The following is a 25,338-nucleotide window of genomic DNA, read 5'->3' as shown; positions in this document are numbered from 1 at the left end:
CACATCGGTGAGGCGTAGTCAGCACCCTGGACGAGACCTTTCCGTGACCTCCACGAACAGATGGCCGATAAGCATCGGGGCCTTGACCGCCGTATACGGCGGTCAAGGCCCCGAAACGCCCGGTCAGACGGGTGAGGACCTGGCGTCAAAGGTGCCGCCTGCCGCGCGGCGTCTGGCACGCACATCTGCCGCGTTGTCGTCAGTCGCCGACGCTCCGCGTCGACTCCCCCTTGCAGCTGCACGCACCGGACGCCGCGCGGCCCGCCCTTCGGGCGGACGACATCACCTTTGACGCCAGGTCCTAGCGGGCGGCTCGGTTGACCGCCGAGACAACCGCCTTCAGCGACGCACGCGTCGTGTTCGCGTCGATGCCGATTCCCCACAGGACCTTGTCGTCGATCGCGCATTCGATGTAGGAGGCGGCCTGCGCGGAGGCGCCCTCGCTCATCGTGTGCTCCTGGTAGTCCAGCAGGCGGGCGTCGATGCCGATGGACTGCAGGGCGTCGAAGAAGGCGGAGATCGGACCGTTGCCGGAGCCGGCCAGGACCGTGTCGACGCCGTCGACCGTCGCCTCGACCCGCAGCGTGTCCACGCCGTCGGTGTCGGTCGTCGACTGGCCGTTCTTGACCTGAACACGGCCCCACGGGTTCTCGGGGTTCGGCAGGTACTCGTCCTGGAAGACCGCCCAGATGTCGCCGCCGGTGACCTCGCCGCCCTCGGCGTCCGTCTTCGCCTGGATGAGCTTGGAGAACTCGATCTGCATCCGGCGGGGCAGGTCCAGCTTGTGGTCGTTCTTCAGGACGTACGCGATACCGCCCTTGCCGGACTGCGAGTTGACGCGGATGACGGCCTCGTAGGAGCGGCCGACGTCCTTCGGGTCGATCGGCAGGTACGGGACCGCCCACTCGATGTCGTCGACGGTGACCCCGCGAGCCGCCGCGTCGGCCTCCATCGCGTCGAAGCCCTTCTTGATGGCGTCCTGGTGGGAGCCGGAGAAGGACGTGTAGACCAGGTCGCCCACGTACGGGTGGCGCGGGTGGACCTCCATCTGGTTGCAGTACTCCCACACACGGCGGATCTCGTCGATGTCGGAGAAGTCGATCTGCGGGTCGACGCCCTGCGAGAAGAGGTTCATGCCCAGGGTGACCAGGTCGACGTTGCCGGTGCGCTCGCCCTGGCCGAACAGACAGCCCTCGACGCGGTCGGCGCCGGCCATCAGGGCCAGCTCGGCGGCGGCGACGGCGGTGCCGCGGTCGTTGTGCGGGTGGATCGACAGGCAGACGTGCTCGCGGCGGGACAGGTTGCGGCCCATCCACTCGAAGCGGTCGGCGTGGGTCGAGGGGGTCGAACGCTCCACGGTGGCGGGCAGGTTGAGGATGATCTCGCGGCCCGGGCCGGGCTGCCAGACGTCCATGACCGCCTCGCAGACCTCCAGAGCGAAGTCCAGCTCGGTGTCGGTGAAGATCTCGGGGCTGTACTGGTAGCCGAACTCCGTCTCCGGGCCCAGCAGCTTCTCGGCGTACTCCATGACCAGGCGCGTGCCGTCGACGGCGATCTGCTTGATCTGGTCCTTGGAGCCGCGGAACACGACCCGGCGGAAGACCGGCGCGGTGGCGTTGTACAGGTGGACGTTGGCGCGCTTGGCACCCCTCAGCGACTCGACGGTCCGCTCGATCAGGTCCTCGCGAGCCTGGGTCAGCACGGAGATCGTGACGTCCTCGGGGATGACCCCGGGCTCCTCGATGATCGAGCGTACGAAGTCGAAGTCCGTCTGGCCCGACGCCGGGAAACCGACCTCGATCTCCTTGTAGCCCATCTTGACCAGCTGGTCGAACATCCGGCGCTTGCGCTCGGGCGACATCGGGTCGATCAGGGACTGGTTGCCGTCACGCAGGTCGGTCGACAGCCAACGGGGGGCCTGGGTGATCCGCTTCTCGGGCCAGGTGCGGTCGGGGATGTCGACCTGCTCGTACCGGCCGTACTTGTGGATCGGCATGGTGCTGGGCTGCTGGCGGTTCGCCATGATGACTCGGGCTCCTCAGGGTGTCCGGAAGGACGGCCGACGACGCAACGCCAAGCTCCGCGGGGAGGGAGTCGACCTGGACTACAGGCCCTCGCCGCGGCAGCTAAGGAGAAGCAGCCCGAAACGCATGATGCGAAGCATGCTAGCCGAGCCTCTTCGGATGCGGGGCGCCGTATCAGTATGCGGGACCCGCAAGATAAAAGGGACAAAAAGTGCGCTATACCACTTCGTCACGGAGCGTGTGGTTCCCTGTCCGTATATTTCACCAATCATGGTTGCGGGTAGTGACACCGGCATAACTCAGTGCAAGGGTGCCGGGCATGACGACCAACGGGGGCTTCGAGCCCGTCTTCTGCACCGTCGTACCGCCACACGTCCTCGACAAGCTGGCCCGGCACGACGACCCCGCACTCTCCGGTCCCGCCCGGCGCACCCTGATGCGCGACAGCGAGCTGCGCGGCCGCCGCCGCGTGACGACCGAGTTCGGCCTCGCGGCCGCGCCGACGACGAAGGCACCGTCGGACCAGCCGCTGCGCACCGTCTACGACGCCGGGCACAAGACCGACCTGCCCGGCCGGAAGGTGCGAGCCGAGGGTGCCGACCCGGTCAAGGACGCCACGGTCAACCGCGCCTACGCGGGCCTCGGCGCCACCTTCGACCTCTACCTCAAGGCGTACCAGCGCCACTCGATCGACGGCGACGGCCTGCCCCTGGACGCCAGCGTCCACTACGACGAGAAGTACAACAACGCCTTCTGGAACGGCGAGCAGATGGTGTTCGGCGACGGCGACGGCGAGATCTTCCTCGACTTCACCATCCCGATCGACGTCATCGGCCACGAGCTGACCCACGGCGTCACCCAGCACACCGCGAACCTCACGTACTACGGCCAGCCGGGCGCCCTCAACGAGTCGATGTCCGACGTCTTCGGCTCGCTCATCAAGCAGTACACGCTCGGCCAGACCGCCGCCGAGGCCGACTGGCTGATCGGCGCGGGCCTGCTGGCCCCGAGCGTGACGGGCAAGGCGCTGCGCTCCATGAAGGAACCGGGCACCGCCTACGACGACGACGTGCTCGGCAAGGACCCGCAGCCCGGGACCATGGACGACTACGTCCGCACCGGCCGCGACAACGGCGGCGTCCACATCAACTCCGGTATCCCGAACCACGCGTTCTACCTGGTCGCCTCGGCGCTCGGCGGCCACGCCTGGGAGAAGGCCGGGCAGATCTGGTACGACGTCCTGACCGGCGGTGAGCTGTCCTCGCAGGCGCTGTTCAACGACTTCGCGAAGCTCACGGTCGCCGCGGCGAAGGCCCGCTTCAACGAGGGCGAGGAACTTCAGGCCGTACAGAAGGCGTGGGAACAGGTCGGGGTGCGGATCCTGTGACTCCGTACTAGACAGGGCCCCATGCGTATTCAGGTGAGGCGTACGGGTGGGTTCGCGGGTATCGAGCGCCATGCCGAGGTGGACACCTCGGGCCGGCCCGACGCCCAGGAGTGGCACGCCCTGGCCGAGCGCGCTCTCGCGTCCGGCCGGGGCACGCCTCCCGTCGGGGTGCCGGACGGCTTCAGCTACGAGATCACGGTGGACGGGAAGACGGTGTACGCGGCCGATCCCCGGCTCACGGACGAGCAGCGCGAACTGATCAGCCGGGTACTGAAGGAAGGGGCGTAACCGGCAGTTCATTCCTGGGCGTTGACTTCCGTTACCGCCGGTAAGGATGATCCCGCCCATGGCTTCTGATGCAGGCAACCCGATACCCCGCTTCCCGGCCGGCTTCCTGTGGGGCGTGTCGACCTCGGCCCACCAGATCGAGGGCGCTGCCGACGAACGCGAGCCGTCCGCGTGGGACGCCTTCACGGCCGAGCCGGGGCGGGTGAAGGACGGCTCGACCGCGGCGGTGGCCTGCGACCACTACCACCGTTACCGCGAGGACGTGGCGCTCCTGGCCGACCTCGGCGTGGACGCGTACCGCTTCTCCATCTCCTGGCCGCGGGTCCGCTCCACGGGCGGCCTCGACTTCTACGACCGTCTCGTCGACGAGCTGTGCGCGGCGGGCGTACGACCGGCACCGACCCTCTTCCACTGGGACCTCCCACTGGGAATGGACTGGCTGGAGCGGGACACGGCCTCGCGTTTCGCGGAGTACGTGTCGGTGGTGGCCGAGCGGCTCGGCGACCGCGTACAGAAGTGGATCACCATCAACGAGCCCGCGGAGCACACGTTGTTGGGGCATGCCCTCGGTGCTCACGCGCCCGGCAGGCAACTCCTCTTCGACGCGCTGCCGGTGGCCCACCACCAGCTGCTGGCCCACGGTCTGGCCGTACGGGCCCTGCGCGCGTCCGGCGCCACCGACATCGGGATCGCCAACTCGCACGGGCCGACCTGGCCGGCGTCCGAGGAGAGCGCGGACCTGGAGGCGGCGGGCTTCTACGACCTGCTGCTCAACCGCCTGTTCGCCGACCCGTTGCTGCTCGGCCGGTACCCGGAGGGCATCGGCGAGCTGATGCCGGGCGACGTCGAGTCCGACCTGAAGGTCATCGCGGAACCGCTCGACTGGTACGGCGTCAACTACTACGCGCCGACCCGGGTGGGCGCCCCGCAGGGCGAGGACATCGAGTTCGGCGGGCTGACCATCCCGGCGGAACTCCCCTTCTCGGTACGGCAGATCGAGGGCGTCCCGGTGACGGACTTCGGCTGGCCCGTGGTCCCCGAGGGTCTGACGGAACTGCTGACCGGCTTCCGCGAGCGCTACGGCGACCGCCTCCCGCCCGTCGTCATCACCGAGAACGGCTGCTCGTATCCGGGCCTCGACGACCAGGACCGGATCGCCTACCTCGACGGCCACCTCCGGGCCCTGCACAAGGCCGTCGAGGCGGGTGTGGACGTGCGCGGGTACTTCGTGTGGTCACTGCTGGACAACTTCGAGTGGGCGGAGGGGTACGAGCGCCGGTTCGGGCTGGTGCACGTCGACTTCGAGACACAGAAGAGGACGCCGAAGGCCTCGTACGCCTGGTTCCGGGACGTGCTGCGGGCGCAGAGATGACCGCCACCCGGCCCACGGAGGCGCTCGCCGAGCCCGTCGAACGGGTCGGCCGCGGCTGGACGGCCGCCCTCTCGCTCGCCAACGGGGCCATCTGGGTGGGCTGGTACGGCCCCCTGCAGATCCTGCTGGCCTCCCAGGCGAGGGACTTCGCACCGGGCTCCGGCATGTCCAAGGAGACGATGCTGGCGTGGGTGACGGGGGCCGGGGCGTTGGTGTCCCTGGTCGCCAACCCGCTCTTCGGCGCCCTCTCGGACCGGACGACGTCCCGCCGCGGCCGCCGTACGCCATGGATCGTGGCCGGGGCGGCGGGCGGCGCGCTGTCGTTGCTGCTGCTCGCCGGCGCGGGCGGCGTGTGGACCATGGCGGCCGGCTGGTGCCTGGTCCAGCTGACGCTGAACGCGGCGTTCGCGGCGGTGACGGCGGCGGTGCCGGACCGGGTGCCGCGGCTCCAACGGGGCTCGGTGGGCGGCTGGCTGGGGGCCGCGCAGATCCTCGGCGTGGTCGGCGGGACGGGGCTCGCGACGGTGGCCGGGGGCGTCGGGGCCGGATATGCGGCATGCGCGGTGTTCACGGTGGTGGGCGTGCTGCCGTACGTCGTGCGCTACGAGGACCTGCGGCTGGCGGCGGCGGACCGCCCGGCGTGGCAGTGGCGGCCCTTCGTCACCGGGTTCTGGCTCAGTCCACGCCGCTACCCGGACCTGGGCTGGGCCTGGCTGACCCGGTTCCTGATCAACCTCAGCAACGCCCTGGTGCTGCTCTACCTGCTCTATTACCTGCGGGACCGCCTCCACTACGGCGACCCCGAGCAGGGCGTGCTGATCCTTACGGCCGTGAACGGGGTGACACTGCTCGCCACGGTCGTCGTGGGCGGGGTGTGGTCGGACCGGGTGGGGCGGCGCAAGCCGTTCGTGATCTGGTCCGGGCTGCTGATGGCGGTGGCCACGGCGGCGCTGGCGGGCTGGCAGACCTGGCCGGGCGCGGTCGTCGCGGCGGCGGTGCTCGGGGTCGGCTTCGGCGTCTTCACCTCGGTCGACTTCGCGCTGATGACGGACGTACTGCCGAAGGCGCTGGACCGCGGCAAGGACCTGGGCGTGATCAACGTGGCCAACGCCCTGCCCCAGGTCGCGGCGCCCGCCCTCGCCGCACCGATCGTGACGTATCTCGGCGGCTACCGGGTGCTGTACCTGGTGGCGGCGGTGATCGGGCTGGCGGGAGCGGTGCTGGTGGGGCGGATCAGGGGGGTGGACTGAACCTCGCCCCCTGAAAAATCAGCCCCTCCGGCGTTTGAGGAGCGGGGGTCCCGGGGCCGGGCCCCCGGGTCGGCAGAGGCAGGGGCGGCGGGGGCGAAAAAGGTCAGAACCCCAGCTTGCGCAGCTGTCGCGGGTCCCGCTGCCAGTCCTTCGCGACCTTGACGTGGAGGTCCAGGAACACCGGAGTACCGAGCAGCGCCTCGATCTGCTTCCGGCTCTTGATACCGACCTGCTTCAGCCGCTGCCCCTTCGGCCCGATGATGATCCCCTTCTGGCTCGGCCGCTCGATGTACACGAACGCATGGATGTCGAGAAGCGGCTTCTCCGCAGGCCGCCCCTCACGCGGCAGCATCTCCTCCACCACCACCGCGATCGAGTGCGGCAGCTCGTCGCGGACGCCCTCCAGTGCCGCCTCCCGGATCAGCTCCGCGATCATGACCTGCTCGGGCTCATCGGTGAGATCGCCCTCGGGGTACAGCGCCGGCCCCTCCGGCAGGAGCGGGACGATCAGATCGGCCAGCAGGTCCACCTGCTTGCCGGCGACCGCCGACACCGGCACGATCTCCGCCCACTCGAAGCCCAGCTCCTTGCCGAGCTGGTCGATGGCGATGAGCTGCTCCGCAAGGGTCTTGCTGTCCACGAGGTCGGTCTTCGTGACGATCGCGATCTTCGGCGTCTTCTTGATCGACGCCAGTTCCTTCGCGATGAAGCGGTCACCGGGGCCGAGCTTCTCGTTCGCCGGCAGGCAGAAGCCGATCACGTCGACCTCGGCCCAGGTGGTGCGCACGATGTCGTTCAGCCGCTCGCCCAGCAGCGTGCGCGGCTTGTGCAGCCCAGGGGTGTCGACCAGGATCAGCTGGGCGTCCTCCCGGTGCACGATCCCCCGTACCGTGTGCCGCGTCGTCTGCGGCTGGTCGGCGGTGATCGCCACCTTCTGGCCGACCAGAGCGTTCGTAAGGGTGGACTTGCCCGCGTTGGGGCGGCCCACGAAGCAGGCGAAGCCGGCGCGGTGGGAAGCCTCCGACGATTCAGACGGCTTGGATGACTGGCTGCGAACGCTCATGGCGCCCATTCTCCCTGATCCACAGAGCCCCGCCGCACAACCGAACGACCGCCGCCCACGCTGTGAGATCCAGGAAACACCGACGCAACGAAACATCACGGAAACACACCCGTGCACAACCGGAAACGCACGGCAGTGACCCTCTGACGAGCCCCCACACCGTTGGAGACAACCGTGCCCCTCGCCGCCGCACACGCCGCGCAGATCAACGCGGGCGACACCGCCTGGCTGCTCGCCGCGACCGCCCTCGTCCTGCTGATGACACCGGGCCTGGCCCTGTTCTACGGCGGCATGGTCCGCACGAAGAGCGTCCTCAACATGCTGATGATGAGCTTCGTGTCGATCGCCCTGGTCACGGTGGTGTGGCTGGCGTGCGGCTACTCCCTCGCGTTCGGCGACGACATCGGCGGCGGGCTCATCGGCGGGCTGAAGCACGCCGGCATGGCGGGCCTCGGCCCGGACAGCGTGCAGGGCACCGTGCCCACCCTCCTCTTCGCCACGTTCCAGCTCACCTTCGCGATCATCACGGCCGCGCTCATCAGCGGCGCGATCGCGGACCGGGTGAAGTTCGGCGCCTGGCTGGTCTTCGTCCCCGTCTGGGCGCTGCTCGTATACGTTCCCGTCACCCACTGGGTGTGGGGCCCCGGCGGCTGGATCGCGCACCGCCTCGGCGCCCTCGACTTCGCGGGCGGACTCCCGGTGGAAATCACCTCCGGCGCCTCGGGCCTGGCCCTCTGCCTGGTCCTCGGCCCGCGGCTCGGCTTCAAGAAGGACGCGATGCGTCCGCACAACCTGCCCATGGTGATGCTGGGCGCGGGCCTCCTCTGGTTCGGCTGGTTCGGCTTCAACGCGGGATCCGCCCTCGGCGCCAACGGTCTCGCCGCGGCCGCCTTCCTCAACACCCTCGCCGCCGGCTGCACCGGTCTGCTCGGCTGGCTCTTCGTCGAGCAGAAGCGCGACGGCCACCCGACGACGCTGGGCGCCGCGTCCGGCGCGGTCGCCGGTCTGGTCGCGATCACCCCCTCCTGCGGCTCGGTCTCCCTCCTCGGCGCCCTGGTCGTCGGCCTCGCCGCCGGCGTCGTCTGCTCGTACGCCGTGAGCTGGAAGTTCAAGCTCAACTACGACGACTCGCTCGACGTCGTAGGGGTCCACCTGGTCGGCGGCATCATCGGCACCCTGCTCATCGGCGTCTTCGCGGAGAAGGCCATGACCGGCTCCACCGAGGGTCTTCTCTACGGCGGCGGGCTCGCCCAGCTCGGCAAGCAGCTGGTGGCCGTGGTCGTCGTGGCGGCATACGCCTTCCTCGTCACGTACGGCATCGGCAAGCTGCTCGACAAGGCGATGGGCTTCCGCGCGAGCGAGGAGCAGGAGCACAAGGGCCTGGACCTTACGGTGCACGCCGAGACCGCATACGATCACGGCGTCCTGGGCCACGGCGCCCCGGTCTCGTCCTCCGTCCTCTCCCCCACGCAGAAGGTCAAGAACCACGCATGAAGCTCATCACCGCGATCGTCAAGCCGTACCGCCTCGACGAGGTGAAGACGGCCCTCCAGGAGCTCGGCGTGCACGGTCTGACCGTGACCGAGGCCAGCGGGTACGGCAGGCAGCGCGGCCACACCGAGGTGTACCGCGGCGCCGAGTACCAGGTCGACCTCGTCCCCAAGGTCCGTATCGAGGTCGTCGTCGGGGACGCGGACTCGGACGCCGTGATCGACGCGATCGTCAAAGCCGCGCAGACGGGGAAGATCGGGGACGGGAAGGTGTGGGCGCTGCCCGTCGAGACGGTCGTACGGGTACGGACGGGAGAGCGCGGCCCCGACGCGCTCTGATCACGAGTACGGCTCCCCCGGCCACCCCCACGAGCAGGATCACCGCCACCAGCCACGGCAGCGCGAAGAACGACGTGCTCGCCGACTCCCGCGTGTCCTGCGCGCTCGCCGTCAACGTGACGTCGCCCCAGTCGAGTTGGGGCGCGCCGTGCCAGGGTTCGGTGAGGTGGACGCGCTGGCCGGGCAGCAGCTCGGAGGGAGCGCGGGACAGGTCGCGGGCCAGGAGCGTACGGCCGAACAGGCCCTCCGCGCGCAGTTCCACCTTCGGGTCGAGGGTGACGTTGCCGGTGTTGTGCAGGGTGTACGAGATCGTCGCGGTGCTGTCGCCGAGGCCGGGAACGAGCGGCTGGTGGTGGACGACGTGGACGTTCTCCACGGCGATGGCGGGGAGGGTCGGGCCGCCGACCCGTAGATACACCCGGGCGCCCACGGCGCGCTGCACCCCGAGCGCGATCGAGCCGTCTCCCTTGTCGATCCGCTCGTCGAGGGCCACGAGCGCGCCCGGGTGGTCGCCCGGTTCGGCGCCCTCGGGCACGCGGAGTGTGAAGGGGACGGTGACCTTGCCGTGCGCCGGGACGGTCACGCGTGACCTCGCGGGCTTCGCCCAGGCGCCGACGCCCCGCTGCTTCTCCTGCACCGTCCTGACGGCGAAACCTCCGTCGCGGGGGGTGTTGTAGGCGTCGGCGGCGTAGAGGCGGAAAGTCAGTGGCTGGGCGGTCTTGTTGGCGACGACCACCTCGTCCTCGATCATCGTGCCCGGGTCGGCGGAGAGGTAGAAGTACGGGCGGGCGGCGACCTTCGAGGAGGCCGGGTAGACGGACCAGCTGCCGTTGTCGGCGGCGTGCGCGGGTGCGGGCGCGGCGAAGAGGGCCAGGAACAGGCCCAGGAGGAGGACGTACGGCTTGCGCATCGGTGCGGACCCCCACGTGGATGAGATGGCCGGGCGGGTGCGGACGCCCGTACGGTCAGCTGAGCGTGAGGGTGAGCACGCCCGCGTACGACCCGGGAGGGGTGAACGCCGGTACGTCCAGCGAGAGCCCGGCGTCCGCCGTGAACTCGCCGCCGGTCAGCGTGCCGTTGGGGGTGGAAGCCAGGGTCGCGCCCGAGCTGCCCACCGTGCCCGCCGAACCGGCCCTGCAGGTGCTCGGGCTGCCCGCCTTGGTGGCGCAGGCAGGGGTCCAGCTCAGCTTCCCGGCGTCGATCTTGGCGCCGGGACCGGTGAAGTCGGTGACCTTGCCGGTCAGGGACCAGCCCGCGGGTCCGCCGCGGAAGTCCTTGACGGTGACGGTGTTCAGCGCGCCCGTGGAGGCCCCGCCCTTGCCGAAGTCGACCGCCGACAGGGCGACTGAGTCCCCGGCCTGGGACATGGACAGCGTGCCCGCCTTCACCGTTGTCGTGACCTTCTGACTGCCGTCGGGAACAGGAGTGGTGTCCTTCACGACGTAGGCCGCGGGCCCGGCCCCTTTGCCGGCGCTCCACTCGCTTCCCTCGTACGCCACGACCCCCGTCGTCGTCTTGTCGTTGACGACGAGGGAGCCGCTGAAGGAGCCGTCGGTGCCCGCGGTGGCCGTCGCCGTGTCCGCGGTCTGGGTGTCGCCGGAGCGTCCGGCGAGGGTGACGGTCGCGCCAGGCGTGAAGTTGCTGCCGGTGACGGTGACGCCGGCACCGGCGTTGCCCGAGGCCGAACCCAGGGAGATGGCACGGTTGTTGGCGGGGGTGGCGTCCGTCGCCGTGATGGTCTCGGAGACCGGGGCGGGCGGATTCGTCACCGTGCACGGGGTGTCCAGCTCCAGGATGTAGCTGGTGTGGATGTTGTAGTCGCCGGGCGAGAGCGTGATCGATCCGGCGGCGGTGACCTTGAAGGTGCCGGTCATGGAGAACGACGGGAAGGCGCCGTTGCCCGGCACCGGGTCGTTCTTCTTGGGCCCGGCGACCGTCACGTCCCCCGTCTGCGCACCGCCGAGGGCGACCTTGCCGGTGGGCGTCATGATGTCGGCCGGCAGGGCGATGGCGGTGGGGTTGCTGGCGGCGGGCTTGACGACGGTGTAGGTGACGGTGACGGTGTCGCCGACCTTCGGGCTGGTGTTGTCCACCTCGATGGTGGCGGTCGTCGTACCGTCGATCGGCGGGATGCCCGCGACCGCGGGCGGGATGCAGTGCGTGGCGAAGTCCACGTTGGTGGCGGCTCCGGCCGGACAGGCCAGCGCACCACCCGCGGTGACCGCGAGCACGGTCCCGCCGAGCAGCGACGCCCAGCGGCGTCTTCGGGTTGTCGAACCCATGGGTGTGCCCCCTTCTTTTCTGCGCTCACTGGGGGCATTGATGTGTGCATTGCGTGAGAAGTCAATGGAGAAGCCGAAATGAACTGATGGACCGTCAGTTTCTGTGCGTCTGCCAGGAACTGACGGTCCATCGATCGTGGCTCAGTCGAACACGAACGGTCCCGGCGACTGCGCGGCGGTCGCGGTGCAGGTGATGGTGATACCGAAGACGGTCATCTGCAGCGAGCCGCCGTACGCCTCCAGGCTGTCGCCGGAGGCGACGGTGCCGGAGAGCGGGCCGACGGTGACGGGGTCGCCGGCGGCCATCGCCGGGTTCTTGGTGCCGGTGAAGGCGGTGGTACCGCCGCTCGCCTTCACCATGGTCAGCGTGGAGGAGATCGAGTCCGCCGACAGGGCGATGGGGGCGGTGATGGCGGACGACGTGAGGGTCAACGTGGCCGACGTGCCGTCCTGGGTGGCCGTGAGGGTGGCCGCTCCGCCGCCGAAGCTTCCACAGTCGGCGGTGATCGTCGCCGACTGCGGAGTGACGGCGAGGGCGCTGGGCGCGAATGCGAGCGAGGCGGCCGCGAGGGCCCCCACCGCAACTGCCGCACCTGTACTTATCCGTTTGGCTCTCATGGGGATCCGGCTCCCTTCCCGAAGCTGGGAACTGCCATGTGGGGATGGATGGGAGAGGTCCGGACGGACAGCCGGCCGGCGCGGTGCGGGGCGCCGGGTGGGGGGTGAATCTGACGGTCCGTCGGAACTACCGGTTCCATTGATGCCCGTGAGGTGAAGAAACGGCAAGGGTGAATTCAGGACGACTCTGAAGCGGCCGGTTTTCAGCCTGCCGTGAGGGTGGTCCGTACCGTTCCGTCCGGCCCGGCGACGAGCACCGGCGTCCCCGCCCCGCCCAGATCCCGCACGGCGGCCCGGTCCTGAGCCGAGGCCGACTCGGCGTCCGTCACCACGGCCGCCGCTTCCAGGGACTTCGCCCCGGACGCCACCGCCATGGCCACCGCCGTCTGCAGCGCACTCAGCTTCAGCGAGACCAGGTCGACCGTCCCGGCGACATAGGTACGGCCCGTCTCGTCCCGTACGGCAGCCCCCTCGGGCACACCGTTGCGGGCCCGCGCGGAACGGGCCAGGGTGACGATCTTGCGGTCCTCGGGGTCGAGCGCGTTGCTGTCGGTCATGGGCCGAGCATACGTGTGCTCAGGAACGGTCGAGGCGGAGGCGTTCGGCCCGTGGCAGACCCGCCACCACCAGGTCGTACGAGTCCTCGACGAGCTCCCTGACCAGCCGGTCCGGAAGGCCGCCGTCGACCGTGACGGTGTTCCAGTGGCGCTTGTTCATGTGGTAGCCGGGGATGATCAGCCCCTCGTGCTCGGTGCGGAGCCGGACCGCGTCCTCCGGGTCGCACTTGAGGTTGACCGTGAGGGGACGGGAGTCCAGCCAGCTCAGGGCGAACATCTTGCCCAGCACCTTGAAGACCGAGATGTCCGGGGCGAAGGGGAAGTCCTCCACCGCCGCGTTGAAGGACAGGCACAAGCCACGCAGTTCCTCGGGCTTCACTCCTCCTTCGCCTCCCCCTCCGGCGGATCCGCCGGATCCACGGGCTCCACGAGCACGGTCACGATCTTGTTCCGGCGGCCGGCCGCGGCCTCCGCGGTCAGCCGGAGTTCGCGCCCGTCGGGCACCTCCACGACGGCCGACGCCCCGGCGATGGGCACCCGGCCCAGAGCCTTCGCGAGCAGACCGCCGACGGTCTCCACGTCCTCGTCGTCGTACTCGTCGAGCCCGTACAGCTCGCCGAGGTCGGTGATGTCCAGGCGGGCGGTGACCCGGTACCGGTCCTCGCCGAGGTCCTCGACCGGCGGCAGCTCACGGTCGTACTCGTCGGTGATCTCGCCGACGATCTCCTCGAGGATGTCCTCGATGGTGACGATGCCGGCCGTGCCGCCGTACTCGTCGATGACGACGGCGACGTGATTACGGTCCTGCTGCATCTCGCGCAGCAGATCCCCGGCGTTCTTGGTGTCGGGCACGAACGCCGCGGGCCGCATGGCCGTCGACACCAGCTCGCTCTCGGCGTCCCGGCTGATGTGCGTCTTGCGGGCCAGGTCCTTCAGATACACGATCCCGACGATGTCGTCCTCGCTCTCCCCGGCGACCGGGATGCGCGAGAAACCCGAGCGCAGCGCGAGGGTCAGCGCCTGACGGATCGTCTTGTACCGCTCGATGACGACCAGGTCGGTCCGCGGGACCATGACCTCCCGGACGAGGGTGTCGCCGAGCTCGAAGACCGAGTGCACCATGCGGCGCTCCTCGTCCTCGATCAGCGACTCCGCCTCGGCGAGGTCGACCAGCGCCCGCAGCTCCGCCTCGGACGCGAACGGGCCGCGGCGGAAGCCCTTGCCGGGGGTCAGCGCGTTACCGATGAGGATGAGCAGGGGCGGGATGGGCCCCATGATCCGCGCCAGCGGAAGCAGCACGTACGCCGCCGCCGTCGCCGTGTTGAGCGGATGCTGGCGGCCGATGGTGCGCGGGGAGACACCGACGGCGACGTACGACACGAGGACCATCACGCCGATCGCGACCAGCAGGGCGCGCGTGGTGCCGGCGAACTCCTGCAGACACGCGTACGTCACCAGGGCCGCGGCCGCCATCTCGCAGGCGACGCGGACCAGCAGCGCCACGTTGAGGTAGCGGGTCGGGTCGGCGGCGACCTGCGCGAGCTTCGCGCTGCCGCGCCGGCCGGATCGTACGGCCTCCTCGGCGCGGAAGCTGGAGACGCGCGCGAGGCCCGCCTCCGCGCAGGCGGCGAGCCATGCCACGACGACCAGGGCGATGGCGCCCGCGACGATCTGGGGACTCATGAGACGGTCGGGGCCGGGGACGGACCGGTCAGGCCCTTCTCCGCGCGCCAGCCGTCCACGATGGCCGCCTGCAGACCGAACATCTCGGCCTTCTCGTCGGGCTCCTCGTGGTCGTACCCGAGGAGATGCAGCACCCCGTGGACGGTGAGCAGCTGGAGCTCCTCGTCCATGGAGTGCTGGGTGTGCGCTTCCTCGCCCTGCTTCTTGGCGACCTCGGGGCAGAGCACGATGTCGCCGAGGAGGCCCTGCGGGGGCTCGTCGTCGTCCTTCGACGGCGGACGCAGCTCGTCCATCGGGAAGGACATGACGTCCGTCGGCCCCGGCAGGTCCATCCACTGGATGTGCAGCTGCTCCATGGCGTCGGCGTCCACGACGATCACCGAGAGCTCGGAGAGCGGGTGGATGCGCATCCGCGCGAGTGCGTAGCGGGCGATGTCGAGGATCGCCTGCTCGTCGACCTCGGTTCCGGACTCGTTGTTGACGTCGATCGACATGGTGCCGCTGCTTCTACTTCCCCTTGTGCCCGGACTGCCTGCCCCGGCCGCCCTTGTGGGTGCCGTTCTCGGTGCCGTGCTCGCTGTCGTACTTCTCGTACGCGTCGACGATACGGCCGACCAGCTTGTGCCGTACGACATCGTGGGACGTGAGGCGCGAGAAGTGCACGTCGTCGAGGCCCTCGAGGATGTCCTGCACCTGCCGCAGACCCGACTTGGTGCCGCTCGGCAGGTCGACCTGCGTCACGTCACCCGTGACGACGACCTTGGAGTCGAAGCCGAGGCGGGTGAGGAACATCTTCATCTGCTCGGCGCTCGTGTTCTGGGCCTCGTCGAGAATGATGAAGGCGTCGTTGAGGGTGTTGTGCGTCAGCAGGTAGTCCTGGGTGACGTAGAGGGAGTCCTCGGCGGCCACCTGGATGCAGACGGTGTCCTCCCGGCCCGCGGGCTCGATGCTGTCGATGAAGCGCATCGGGCGTCCGCCGCCACCGGCCGCGTGGTACTTCTCCGCCTTGCGAGCGAGGCGGAAGGGCTCGATGCCTTCGGGGAGGCGGATGTCGATGATGTGGACGTCGCGGCGGTGGTGCACATCACGGTCCTTTGCAAAACCGGGCTTGCGGCCCTCGGCCATGCGGCGCCGGGTATACGCGACGCCCCCCAGCGACTGAACCAAGGAGACGACGTCGTCGCGGAGCAGGATCGACGCTGTTGAGAACTGAATTCGGCAGGTACGGTCCTTCTGCGTGACTGGCCCCCCGTCAGTGTCGAGCAACCCCTGCAACACAGCGAGGCGGACCTCGGCTGAGTTGTACAGGTAGTCGTCCGGCACGAACTTGGAGTATGACTTGCTGCCGAGCAGGTCCAAGGTCCGCAGCGCCTGCTTGAGCGGGTGCGTCAGCAAGCCTCCCTCAACGTCGCGGGGCGTCGGCATCCGGTTGATGAGGTAGTCGTAGCCGCCACGCGACCGCACGCTGACACCGGGCACTGCCGTCTCCAGCGCCGAGATCAGCTCCGGATCGGCCGTGGTGAATGAAGGAGTACGGCGCCCCGAGACGCAACCGTCGCCGAGTAGCAGCCCCAGCGCGTACGGGTCCAACGGAACCTCGCGTTCGGGAAAGCAGACCGGCGCCGTCAGCATCGGCAGCTCGTACCGGCGATAGTGCGCCGCCCGCAGATTGCCGATCATCTCCTGGGTCTCCAGGACCCGCCACGGCTTGTCACGGCGCTTGTCGTCGCGCGTCCTGACGGTCCACAGATGCTCGCCGCAGGCCAGGGTCCAGGAGCCGTCCTGGGCCGTGACGCGGTAGATGTCCCTCTCACCTTGTGGATACACGCCGAGGACCGGCGTCGGCTCACCATTCGAACCAATAACCAGGTCACCGACCTGAAGGTCGCCGATCGGGCGCCAGCCGTCGGGCGTTAGGACATTCGTGAAGAGCGGCTGGCTTCTGCCCCTCATGTACGCCAGCGGCGCCACCTCAATAGTCCCCGCCGCCATCAGCCGAGGAATCGAGTCCGGGTCGAGCATGTCGTGCAGCGCGTCGTACAGCGGGCGCAGGTACGGGTCGATCTTCTCGTAGAGCGTGCCCGGCAGGAAGCCCAGCCGCTCCCCCGCCTCGACCGCGGGCCGGGTCAGGATGATGCGGTTGACCTGCTTGGACTGGAGGGCCTGCACGGCCTTGGCCATGGCGAGGTAGGTCTTTCCCGTACCCGCCGGGCCGATGCCGAAGACGATCGTGTGCTTGTCGATCGCGTCGACGTACCGCTTCTGGTTGAGGGTCTTGGGGCGGATCGTGCGGCCGCGCGAGGAGAGGATGTTCTGGGTGAGGACCTCGGCCGGGGTCTCCTGGCCTTCACCCTCGCCGTTCTCACTTGCTCTGAGCATGGCAATCGAGCGTTCCACTGCGTCCTCCGTCATCGGTTGCCCGGTGCGGAGCACCAGCATCATCTCGTCGAACAGGCGCTGGATGAGGGCGACTTCCGCGGGGGCGCCGACCGCGCTGATCTCGTTGCCCCGGACGTGTATGTCGGCCGCCGGGAAGGCTTTCTCGATCACGCGCAGAAGGGAGTCGCCGGACCCCAGAACGGTCACCATGGGGTGCTGGGCGGGGACGGTGAACTGTGCTCTCGCCTGCCCCTGCGCGGGGGTATGAGCTGTGGGTGTCTGAGTCATGGGCCGGCTCTGTAGGCCTTGCTCGTCCTCCTCGAAACGGCACGCCAGCCACGTGGGCTGCTTGGCGGTTTCAAGGGTACGCCGGGGGGCTGACAACGCCGTAGGCCTTTTCGGCTGGCACTGTTTCACACTCCTGGCGGTGCTCAGGCCGACCGGAACCCGATCGTCGGGACGGCCCTGCGCAGCGGCCACGGCCTCGCGGCCTCCCCCTGCGGGATCAGGCGCTCCAGGAACGCGTACCGCCGGAGAGCCGCCGGGTCCTGCCCCGCCACCGACTGCACCTTCCGCCACCAGGCCGCGATCTCCGACCACCCCGGGGCCGACAGTGATCCCCCGAACTCCTGGACGGACAGGGCGGCCGTCAGCCCCGCGAAGGCCAGCCGGTCCGCCAGCGGCCAGTTGGCGAGCGTGCCGGTGACGAAGCCCGCGACGAAGACATCGCCCGCGCCGGTCGGGTCCAGGGCCTCCACGGCGATGGCGGGGACCTCGGCCGTCTCTCCGGTGCGCCGGTCGACGGCGTACGCGCCCTCCGCACCGAGGGTGACCACCGCGAGCGGAACGTGTTCGGTGAGGGCGTGGGCGGCGGCGCGCGGGGTCGCGGCGCCGGTGTACCGCATCGCCTCCTCCGCGTTGGGCAGGAAGGCCTCGCAGTGTTCGAGGTCGGTGAGGCCCGCCAGGTCCCAGGCGCCGGTGTCGTCCCAGCCGACGTCGGCGAAGATGCGGGTGCCGCTGCTCGCGGCCTGGGCGACCCAGGGGGCGCGCTTGCCGGGGGTGAGGGAGGCGACGGCGGCACGCGCGCTGGGCGGGCAGTCGGGGGCGCCCCCTTGGTTGAACACGGTCTCGGGGGGCGGCTCGTGGCCGTGGGAGACCATCGTGCGCTCACCCTCGTACGCCATCGAGACGGTGACCGAGGAGTGCCAGCCGGGAACCGTGCGCGAGGTGGAGAGGTCGATGCCCTCGCCCTGCTCCAGGGCGTCCCAGCAGTACTCCCCGTAGTGGTCGTCGCCGAAGGCCGCCGCGAGGGAGGTCTTCAGGCCGAGGCGGGCCAATGCGGTGGCCATGTTGGCGACGCCGCCGGGGCTCGACCCCATCCCGCGTGCCCAGGACTCGGTCCCGCGCACCGGGGCGGAGTCGAGCCCGGTGAAGATGATGTCGAGGAAGACGGGACCGGTGAGGTACACGTCCCAGGGGGGATCGTCCGGTGTGCGCAGTACGGCCAGGGGGTCGACCTGGGCCTGGCACTCCGGTCCCGCTGTGATGGGTGATGGTCCCTTTCCGTTGGACGCGCTCACGGTGCACTCCCTGGCATGGTGCGGATCAGGCCAGTGTGCACCACCCCACCGCCGACACGCCGGTCAGGCGCTTGGAGCCCGTCCGGCGTTTGAGGACGAGGCCGTCCAGGCCGAAAGCGTGGGTCCGGGGGCGCAGCCCTCAGGGACGGGAAGGGTGAGGGCGGCGGGGGCGCTACCAGCGGGGCACCGCGGGCGTCACCCACCCCGGCTCGGCGACCCGCATGGCCGCCGCGTCGTCGCGCTCGCGCAGCGACCCGTCGTCGTCCAGCCACCGCTGATGCAGAAAGCCCAGCTTGGCCCGGTCGAGCTCGACACCGAGCCCCGGCGCGTCGGAGACGGCGACCTTCCCGCCGTCGAACGTCAGCCGTGCGCTGAGCACGTCCTCCGACTGCCAGGGGTAGTGCGAGTCGCAGGCGTGGTGCAGGTTCGGCACGGTGGCCGCGACATGCGTCATCGCCGCCAGGCTGATCCCGAGGTGGGTGTTGGAGTGCATGGACACCCCGACACCGAATGTGCGGCAGATCGCGGCCAGTTGCTGCGTGTTGCGCAGCCCGCCCCAGTAGTGGTGGTCCGACAGCACCACCTGGACGGCGTCCCGCGTGAACGCCTCCTTGATCTCGGCGAAGGTCGTCACGCACATGTTGGTGGCGAGCGGCACTCCGGTGGCGGCGGAGACCTCGGCCATGGCGGGGGTGCCGAGCGCCGGGTCCTCCAGGTATTCGAGGACGTCCCCGACCTCCTGGGCCACCTTCAGCGAGGTCTCCACGGACCAGGCGCCGTTGGGGTCCAGCCGGAGCGGATGGCCGGGAAACGCCTGAGCGAGGGCCCGTACGGCGGCGATCTCCTCGTCCGGCGGGAAGACACCGCCCTTGAGCTTGAACGAGGTGAACCCGTACCGCTCCTTGAACAGCCGGGCCTGCTCCACGACCCCTGGCGGGTCGAGGGCGGCACCCCAGTCGTCCTTCTCGCAGGCCACGCCGTCGGGGTGGTCGGCCCACCGGTAGAACAGGTAGGCGCTGTACTCGACCGCGTCGCGCACCTTGCCGCCGAGCAGGGCGTGCACGGGCAGGCCGAGCGCCTTGCCGAGGGCGTCGAGGCAGGCGACCTCGAAGCCGGAGACGACGGACAGCCGCAGTTTGTCGGCGGTCTGGACGCCGCGCAGCCCGCCGACGTCGACCTGGTTCTCGACCCGCGAGGAGTCCACGGAGACCTCGTCGGCGATCGCGAAGAGGCCGTTCAGATCGCTGACCTGACGGCCCTTCAGCTTTTCGGCGAATGGGCGGGCGAGTTCCAGGTACTTGGTGTCGCCGTAGGTCTCGCCGACACCCGTGATCCCGTCGGCCGTCACCACCTCCACGATCAGTCGCGGGGTGTACGGCTGGTGCACGCCCTGCGTGTTCAGCAGGGGCGGGTCGGCGACCAGGATCGGCGTCAGCCGTACGTCGGTGATGGTGAGGTTCACAGCGCGGCTCCTACGAGGTCGAGTCCGGTGGTGAGCAGGGCTTCGAGGTCGGCCAGGTCGGTGGTCGAGGGGTCGGTGAGCGGGGCGCGCACGGGGCCGACGGGGCGGCCGCGCAGCCGGGCCGCCGCCTTGACCAGCGACACGGCGTATCCCGGTACACGGTCGCGGAGCTCGACGAGCGGGACGTAGAAGTCGCGCAGCAGCCGCTCCACGGTCTTGCCGTCGCCGTCGCGGAGGGCCGCGAAGAAGGTGTTGGCGATCTCGGGGGCGAAGGCGTGCACGGCGGAGGAGTAGGCGGGGATGCCGACGGTGGCGTAGGCGCGGGCCTGGATCTCGGCGGTGGACGCGCCGTTGAAGAAGAGGAAGCCCTCGGGTGCGGCGAGGGTCAGTCGCTGGAGGCGGTCGAGGTCGCTGTGGCCGTCCTTGAGGCCGATGACGTTCGGGATGGCCGCGATGCGCCTCAAGGAGGCTGCCGTATAGGCGACCTGGCCGCGCTGATAGGCGATGAGCGGCAGCCGGGTGCGGGCGGCGATCTGCTCCAGTTGTGCGACGAGCCCGTCCTGCGGGGCGGCGACCAGGTAGTGCGGCAGGACGAGGAGCGCGTCGGCGCCGGCCTCCTCGGCGATGCGGGCGAACCGGGCGGCCTGCGCCCAGCCGTACCCGATCCCGGCGACGACGGGCAGGCGCCCGCCCGCCTCCTCGACGGCGATGGTGACGACCTGGCGGTACTCGTCCTCGTCCAGCGAGAAGAACTCGCCGGTGCCGCAGGCGGGGAAGACGGCGCCGGGGGCGGTGGCGATCTGTGCCGCGACATGGGCGCGGCAGCCCTCCGGGTCGAGCGAGCCGTCCTCGTGGAAGGACGTCAGCGGGAAGGAGAGCACTCCTCTTTCCATCCCGTCGCGCAGTCTCCGCGCAGCCGCCTCCGCCTCACCCGTCACGATGTCTCCCCATATAGATGTCATCCATGTATGAAGACAGAGCCTAGATACGCGAACAGCAGCAGTCAACGGCCCGCAGGGGCCGACTAACATCGCCCCATGTCGGAGACAGGTGGTGGCGTACGCGAGGTGAAGTCCGCCGCGCGGACGGTGGAACTGCTGGAACTGCTCGCCGCGCGCGGTGACCGCCCGGCACGACTGCAGGAGCTGGCGGACGAGCTGGGCGTGCCGCGCAGTTCGATGTACGCGCTGCTGCAGACCCTGATCGGCCGGGGCTGGGTGCGTACGGACATCACCGGTTCGCTGTACGGCATCGGCATCCACGCCCTGCTCACCGGCACCGGCTACCTCGACTCCGACCCGCGCGTGCGCGCCGTGCGGCCGTATCTCGACGAGGCGTCCGAGGCGCTCGGCGAGACGATCCACATGGGGCGGCTCGACGGGCGGGACGTGGCGTATCTGGCGACGCGGGAGTCGCACGAATACCTGCGGACCATCAGCCGCGTCGGCCGCCGACTGCCCGCCCACGCGGGCGCGCTGGGCAAGGCGCTGCTGGCCGAGCGGGGTGCCGAGGAGCTGCCCGAGGGGCCGTATGAGGCGCTCACCCCGAACACGCACACCAGCCGGGAGTCGCTGTCGGCGGATCTCGCGCGAGTCCGCACCCGCGGCCACTCCGTCGACCGCGAGGAGGGCGTGGCCGGAATCGTCGGTTTCGGCTTCGCGCTGCGCTACGACGTCCCCGCGCAGGACGCGATCAGCTGCTCGGTCCCGGTGGCCCGGCTGACGCCGGAGCACGAGGAGCGGATCGTGGCGGTGATGCGGGAGATCCGCGTGAAGATCGAGGCCACGGCACCGGGTGCGGGCAGCTCGGCACACTGGCGCTAGCGCGCCCGCCCACGCCGGTTGGGGTCCTCGTCTACCCGGCCTCTCCCACCCCAAACGCAACGTGTGCCACATCACACCCCCCGAGCTTCTTTCCCGAACCGCGTGCTTGATACAAATTCTTCGCGCGTTCCTGTCCGTCGACGGTCGTCGCCCACCCCTTCTTGAGCCGCTTCTTTCGCATGCCCTGGGAACGCCCGTGTTCGCCCCTCGCACCACCCCCTGGCCCCTCGTCGCCCTTTTCACGGCCGGGTACCTCGCTCCGTATCTGCTGCCGACGACCGTCGGACGGCTCGACTCGGGGCTTCCTCTCTCCGCCACCGCGGCGGGCGCCATCGGCAGTGCGCTGCTGCTGAGTTCGGCCGCGGCCGGCTTCCTGCTCGCCTCCCGCGTCGACCGGGTCGGCCCCCGCACCCTGGCCCGCATCGGTCTCGTGCTCGCGGTCCTCGGCTACGGCGGAGCCGCCCTCACCAGCGCGGTCCCCGCGGTCGTCCTGGGCGCCCTCGTAGGCGGTTTCGGATCCGGTACGGCGACGACGGTCGCGGCCACCGGAATCGCCGCGCAGCCGGACCCCCACCGGACGACCACACTGGGCCTGCTCGGTGTCTCCGCTCTCGCGGGCGCCCTGTATCTGGCGATCCCCCACCTGGGCGCGGGCCACGGACAGCCCCTCGCCGCGATCGCGCTCACCTCGCTCGCCGTGTGGCCGCTCACCGGCCGGCTCCCGGTTCGTACGGCGGTCGCGCACAGCCCGCTCGACGGCACCCGGCTGCCCCGTCCGCGTTCCGGGCTGGTCCTCGCCCTCGTCATGTTCTGCTGGTCGCTCGCGCAGAACGCGCTGTGGGGTGTCAGCGGCCGTATCGGTCTGGCCCAGGCGCACCTCGCGGAGGCCACCGTCGGCGCCGTCTTCGCGGTGGCGCTCGGCGCGGGACTGCTGGGGGTCGTCGGTGCGGGAGCGGTCGGCCCCCGGTTCGGCCGCGCACTGCCCATCGGGGCGGGAACGGTGCTGATCTCCGGCTGCATCGTGCTCAGCGCGTCCGCGGCCGACCTGACGACCTTCGCGAGCGGGGAGATCGCCTGGAACGTGCTCTACCCGATCGTCCTGTCGTACGTGATCGGGCTGGCGGCTTCCCTGGATCCGCGCGGGCGTTGGGCGGTACTCGTCGGGTCGGCCTCGTCGCTGGGAACGGCGGCGGGACCGCTGACCGGGAGCCTGCTGGCGGCGCAGGCGGGGTTCCCGGTCATGGGTGCGGTCCTGGCCGTGGGGCTGCTGGTGATCGCCGTACCGATGACCGCGGTCGCGGGTATTTCAGCCCGTCCGGCGTTCGAGGACGAGGCCGTTCAGGCCGAAGCGGGGGTCTGGGGGCGGCAGCCCCCAGCGACGCCCGCAACACCCGCACCGGACTTCACCACGGCCGCCTAGAACTCGTACGCCTCCACCTCGGAGAGGTACCTGGCCCGCCGCTCCTCGTCGTCCTCCAGGAAGGACGCGAGGAAGGAGTTGCGGGCCAGTTCGCGCAGGCGGTCCTGCGACAACCCCAGAGTCCTGTGCACGGCACCGAAGTTGTCGCCGGCGTAGCCGCCGAAGTAGGCGGGGTCGTCGGAGTTGACCGTGCAGAGCAGGCCGGCGTCGAGCATGGCGGGCAGCGGGTGGTCGGCGAGGGTGTCGACCGTGCGCAGGCGGACGTTGGAGAGGGGGCAGAGGGTGAGCGGGACGCGGTCGCGGACCAGGCGGGCGACCAGTTGCTCGTCCTCCATGCAGCGCAGGCCGTGGTCGACGCGCTCGACGCCGAGGACGTCCAGGGCCTCGGTGATGTACTCCGGCGGGCCCTCCTCGCCCGCGTGCGCCACCCGGCGCAGACCGAGCGCGGCGGCGGCCTCGTACACCTCGCGGAACTTCACCGGCGGGTGTCCGACCTCGGCGGAGTCGAGGCCGACACCGGTGATCCGGTCCAGGTACGGCTTCGCGGCCTCCAGTGTCCGCATCGCCGACTCGGCGGACTCGTCGCGCAGGAAGCAGAGGATGAGCCGGGTGGAGACACCGTGGGCGGACTCGCTGCTCCCCAGCGCCCGCCACAGCCCTTCCACGACCGTGCCCATGTCCACGCCCCGCGCGAGGTGCGCCTGCGGGTCGAAGAAGATCTCCGCGTGCCGTACGCCCTGCGCGGCGGCGCGGGCCAGGTAGGCGTTGGCGAGGTCCTCGAAGTCCCGCTCGGTGCGCAGGACGGCCATGAGCTCGTAGTACAGGTTCAGGAAGGACTGCAGATCCTCGAACTCGTACGCCTTGCGGAGCTCGTCCGTGTCGGCGTACGGCAGCTCGACGCCGTTGCGAGCGGCCAGCTCGAAGGCCAGCTCGGGCTCCAGGGTGCCTTCGATGTGCAGGTGCAGTTCAGCTTTGGGGAGGGGCATCGAAGCATCGTACGGGCGCCTTACCGGCGTTTCGGAACCGGCACCCGTAGAAGATCGTGTGCGACCGTCAGCTCGCCCTCGAAGCCCGCCGCCCGTGCCTGCCGCTCGAACTCTCCCCCAGACTCCGTCCGGGAGGTGCCCCCAGGCTCGGTGTAGCGCTGGCTGAAGTGCGTGAGCACGAGGTGCCGTACGCCCGCCTCGCGCGCGACCGTCGCCGCCTGGCCCGCGGTCAGATGGCCGTGCTCGACCGCGAGGTCGGTGTCCTCGTCGAGGAACGTCGACTCGATGACGAGCATGTCGCAGCCCTCGGCGAGTGCGTGCACCCCGTCGCACAGCCGGGTGTCCATGACGAACGCGAACCGCTGGCCCCGGCGCACCTCGCTGACCTCCGCCAGGGACACCCCGTCGAGGGCGCCCTCCCGCTGGATACGGCCGACGTCCGGGCCCTTGATGCCGTGCGCGGCGAGGTGGTCGGGGAGCATACGGCGGCCGTCGGGTTCGGTCAGCCGGTAGCCGTAGGACTCCACGGGGTGCGAGAGCCTGCGGGCTTCCAGGGTGTACGAGGCGGTGACGGCCAGGGGGCCGTCCGTGTCGACCGGGGCCTCGGTGAGGCCGACCGTCTCGCGGTAGGCGGTGGCGTAGCGCAGCCGGTCGAAGAAGCGCTGTCCGGAGCGCGGGTAGTGCGCGGTGATCTCGTGCGGGACCCTGTCGAGGTTGATGCGCTGGATGACGCCCGCGAGGCCCAGCGAGTGGTCGCCGTGGAAGTGCGTGACGCAGATCCGGTTCAGGTCGTGCGCGGCGGCCCCGGCACGCAGCATCTGCCGCTGCGTGCCCTCGCCGGGGTCGAAGAGGATGCCCTCGCCGTCCCAGCGCAGCAGGTAGCCGTTGTGGTTGCGGTGCCGGGTCGGGACCTGGCTGGCGGTGCCGAGAACCACCAGTTCACGTACGGACACGGCCCGTTATCCGGGGGGCCACTGCAGGCCGCGCCCGCCGAGGACGTGCGCATGGGCGTGCCAGACGGTCTGGCCGGCGCCGGCGCCCGTGTTGAAGACGACGCGGTAGCTCTCCAGTTTCTCCTCGTCGGCGACCGACTGGGCCTCGCGCAGGACGTCCGCGGCGAGCACCGGTTCGGCGGCGGCGAGCTCGGCCGCGTTCTTGTAGTGCGCCTTGGGGATCACCAGGACATGAGTGGGCGCCTGGGGGTTGATGTCCCGGAAGGCGACGGTGGTCTCCGTTTCACGGACGATCGTCGCCGGGACATGCCCCGCGACGATCTTGCAGAACAGGCAGTCGTCCTGCGGCTCCCCAGCCATGTGGTCTCCTCCAGCCGGTTGA

24 protein-coding genes are annotated in these 25,338 nt (G+C 70.2%); 8 read left to right on the top strand and 16 right to left on the bottom strand.

Annotated features, from left to right (window positions below; all coding sequences use genetic code 11):
• Positions 1–301 precede the first annotated feature (301 nt).
• The gene (leuA, locus tag LJ657_RS01885; RefSeq protein ID WP_232646331.1) at positions 302–2,023 is read right to left on the bottom strand and encodes a 2-isopropylmalate synthase; all 1,722 of its coding nucleotides are present in this window, start codon (positions 2,021–2,023) and stop codon (positions 302–304) included.
• A 320-nt stretch (positions 2,024–2,343) separates the two neighbouring features.
• On the opposite strand from leuA, the gene LJ657_RS01880 reads away from it, so the two are divergent.
• Genes LJ657_RS01880 through LJ657_RS01865 form a run of 4 tightly spaced genes read left to right on the top strand, consistent with a single transcriptional unit; the run spans position 2,344 to position 6,321 of the window.
• On the top strand, positions 2,344–3,411 hold the full coding sequence (locus LJ657_RS01880) for a M4 family metallopeptidase (protein WP_232646330.1): 1,068 nt from the start codon (positions 2,344–2,346) through the stop codon (positions 3,409–3,411).
• Positions 3,412–3,432: 21 nt separating this feature from the next.
• Positions 3,433–3,699 (top strand): protealysin inhibitor emfourin, encoded by a 267-nt coding sequence (locus tag LJ657_RS01875; RefSeq protein ID WP_232646329.1) that lies wholly within the window; start codon positions 3,433–3,435, stop codon positions 3,697–3,699.
• 58 nt (positions 3,700–3,757) lie between these two features.
• The gene (locus LJ657_RS01870; RefSeq protein WP_232646328.1) at positions 3,758–5,071 is read left to right on the top strand and encodes a GH1 family beta-glucosidase; all 1,314 of its coding nucleotides are present in this window, start codon (positions 3,758–3,760) and stop codon (positions 5,069–5,071) included.
• Positions 5,068–6,321 carry an MFS transporter gene (locus tag LJ657_RS01865; protein ID WP_232646327.1) on the top strand — a complete coding sequence of 418 codons (1,254 nt, stop codon included), beginning with the start codon at positions 5,068–5,070 and terminating at the stop codon, positions 6,319–6,321. The genes LJ657_RS01870 and LJ657_RS01865 overlap by 4 nt, the downstream gene beginning before the upstream one ends.
• Before the next feature lie 103 nt (positions 6,322–6,424).
• On the opposite strand, the gene era is transcribed toward LJ657_RS01865, so the two are convergent.
• Entirely contained in the window at positions 6,425–7,384 is a 960-nt protein-coding gene (gene era / locus LJ657_RS01860; protein WP_232646325.1) for a GTPase Era, read from the bottom strand.
• A gap of 174 nt (positions 7,385–7,558) precedes the next feature.
• Here era and LJ657_RS01855 point away from each other — a divergent pair, with 174 nt between their 5' ends.
• Both LJ657_RS01855 and LJ657_RS01850 read left to right on the top strand, forming a co-directional pair.
• Positions 7,559–8,878 (top strand): ammonium transporter, encoded by a 1,320-nt coding sequence (locus tag LJ657_RS01855; protein WP_308117001.1) that lies wholly within the window; start codon positions 7,559–7,561, stop codon positions 8,876–8,878.
• On the top strand, positions 8,875–9,213 hold the full coding sequence (locus tag LJ657_RS01850) for a P-II family nitrogen regulator (protein ID WP_232646324.1): 339 nt from the start codon (positions 8,875–8,877) through the stop codon (positions 9,211–9,213). The genes LJ657_RS01855 and LJ657_RS01850 overlap by 4 nt, the downstream gene beginning before the upstream one ends.
• Here the strand turns inward: LJ657_RS01850 and LJ657_RS01845 are convergent.
• The 11 genes from LJ657_RS01845 to LJ657_RS01795 form a co-directional block, all read right to left on the bottom strand.
• Positions 9,107–10,123 (bottom strand): WxL protein peptidoglycan domain-containing protein, encoded by a 1,017-nt coding sequence (locus LJ657_RS01845; protein ID WP_232646321.1) that lies wholly within the window; start codon positions 10,121–10,123, stop codon positions 9,107–9,109. The genes LJ657_RS01850 and LJ657_RS01845 overlap by 107 nt on opposite strands.
• 55 nt (positions 10,124–10,178) lie before the next feature.
• The gene (locus LJ657_RS01840; RefSeq protein ID WP_232646319.1) at positions 10,179–11,495 is read right to left on the bottom strand and encodes a WxL domain-containing protein; all 1,317 of its coding nucleotides are present in this window, start codon (positions 11,493–11,495) and stop codon (positions 10,179–10,181) included.
• A 141-nt stretch (positions 11,496–11,636) separates the two neighbouring features.
• The gene (locus tag LJ657_RS01835) at positions 11,637–12,113 is read right to left on the bottom strand and encodes a hypothetical protein (RefSeq protein WP_232646318.1); all 477 of its coding nucleotides are present in this window, start codon (positions 12,111–12,113) and stop codon (positions 11,637–11,639) included.
• Between the two features lie 203 nt (positions 12,114–12,316).
• A complete protein-coding gene (locus tag LJ657_RS01830) occupies positions 12,317–12,670 on the bottom strand; it encodes a cytidine deaminase-like protein (protein ID WP_232646317.1) in 354 nt (117 codons plus the stop codon).
• 19 nt (positions 12,671–12,689) lie between these two features.
• Entirely contained in the window at positions 12,690–13,049 is a 360-nt protein-coding gene (locus LJ657_RS01825; RefSeq protein WP_232646316.1) for an MmcQ/YjbR family DNA-binding protein, read from the bottom strand.
• Positions 13,046–14,353: a hemolysin family protein gene (locus LJ657_RS01820; protein ID WP_232646315.1), complete on the bottom strand. Its 1,308-nt coding sequence runs from the start codon at positions 14,351–14,353 to the stop codon at positions 13,046–13,048. The genes LJ657_RS01825 and LJ657_RS01820 overlap by 4 nt, the downstream gene beginning before the upstream one ends.
• The gene (gene ybeY, locus LJ657_RS01815; protein ID WP_030934120.1) at positions 14,350–14,847 is read right to left on the bottom strand and encodes an rRNA maturation RNase YbeY; all 498 of its coding nucleotides are present in this window, start codon (positions 14,845–14,847) and stop codon (positions 14,350–14,352) included. The genes LJ657_RS01820 and ybeY overlap by 4 nt, the downstream gene beginning before the upstream one ends.
• 13 nt (positions 14,848–14,860) lie before the next feature.
• Positions 14,861–17,020, bottom strand: coding sequence for a PhoH family protein (locus LJ657_RS01810; RefSeq protein ID WP_232646314.1), 2,160 nt, complete (start codon positions 17,018–17,020; stop codon positions 14,861–14,863).
• A gap of 143 nt (positions 17,021–17,163) precedes the next feature.
• Positions 17,164–18,312: a carbohydrate kinase family protein gene (locus tag LJ657_RS01805; protein WP_232646312.1), complete on the bottom strand. Its 1,149-nt coding sequence runs from the start codon at positions 18,310–18,312 to the stop codon at positions 17,164–17,166.
• 172 nt (positions 18,313–18,484) lie between these two features.
• Positions 18,485–19,774 (bottom strand): glucarate dehydratase family protein, encoded by a 1,290-nt coding sequence (locus tag LJ657_RS01800; protein WP_232646311.1) that lies wholly within the window; start codon positions 19,772–19,774, stop codon positions 18,485–18,487.
• A complete protein-coding gene (locus LJ657_RS01795) occupies positions 19,771–20,667 on the bottom strand; it encodes a 5-dehydro-4-deoxyglucarate dehydratase (RefSeq protein ID WP_372487798.1) in 897 nt (298 codons plus the stop codon). Before LJ657_RS01795 ends, LJ657_RS01800 begins: the two co-directional genes overlap by 4 nt.
• A gap of 144 nt (positions 20,668–20,811) precedes the next feature.
• On the opposite strand from LJ657_RS01795, the gene LJ657_RS01790 reads away from it, so the two are divergent.
• Together LJ657_RS01790 and LJ657_RS01785 are read left to right on the top strand one after the other, a co-directional pair.
• Positions 20,812–21,597: an IclR family transcriptional regulator gene (locus LJ657_RS01790; RefSeq protein WP_232646308.1), complete on the top strand. Its 786-nt coding sequence runs from the start codon at positions 20,812–20,814 to the stop codon at positions 21,595–21,597.
• A gap of 196 nt (positions 21,598–21,793) precedes the next feature.
• On the top strand, positions 21,794–23,017 hold the full coding sequence (locus LJ657_RS01785) for an MFS transporter (protein ID WP_232646305.1): 1,224 nt from the start codon (positions 21,794–21,796) through the stop codon (positions 23,015–23,017).
• Here the strand turns inward: LJ657_RS01785 and LJ657_RS01780 are convergent.
• From LJ657_RS01780 to LJ657_RS01770, 3 genes are read right to left on the bottom strand one after another with little or no spacing between them, the layout of a single operon-like run.
• Positions 23,014–24,003 carry an adenosine deaminase gene (locus LJ657_RS01780; RefSeq protein WP_232646304.1) on the bottom strand — a complete coding sequence of 330 codons (990 nt, stop codon included), beginning with the start codon at positions 24,001–24,003 and terminating at the stop codon, positions 23,014–23,016. The two genes, LJ657_RS01785 and LJ657_RS01780, sit on opposite strands and share 4 nt — an antisense overlap.
• A 20-nt stretch (positions 24,004–24,023) precedes the next feature.
• Entirely contained in the window at positions 24,024–24,956 is a 933-nt protein-coding gene (locus LJ657_RS01775) for a ribonuclease Z (protein ID WP_232646303.1), read from the bottom strand.
• A gap of 6 nt (positions 24,957–24,962) precedes the next feature.
• The gene (locus tag LJ657_RS01770; RefSeq protein ID WP_232646298.1) at positions 24,963–25,316 is read right to left on the bottom strand and encodes a histidine triad nucleotide-binding protein; all 354 of its coding nucleotides are present in this window, start codon (positions 25,314–25,316) and stop codon (positions 24,963–24,965) included.
• Positions 25,317–25,338: the final 22 nt, after the last annotated feature.

The organism is Streptomyces guryensis (genome assembly GCF_021261325.1).
In the GTDB taxonomy this organism is placed as follows: Bacteria; Actinomycetota; Actinomycetes; order Streptomycetales; family Streptomycetaceae; genus Streptomyces; species Streptomyces guryensis.
Note: the sequence above shows the minus strand (reverse complement) of the source record. Positions and strands in the feature narration are given on the sequence as shown.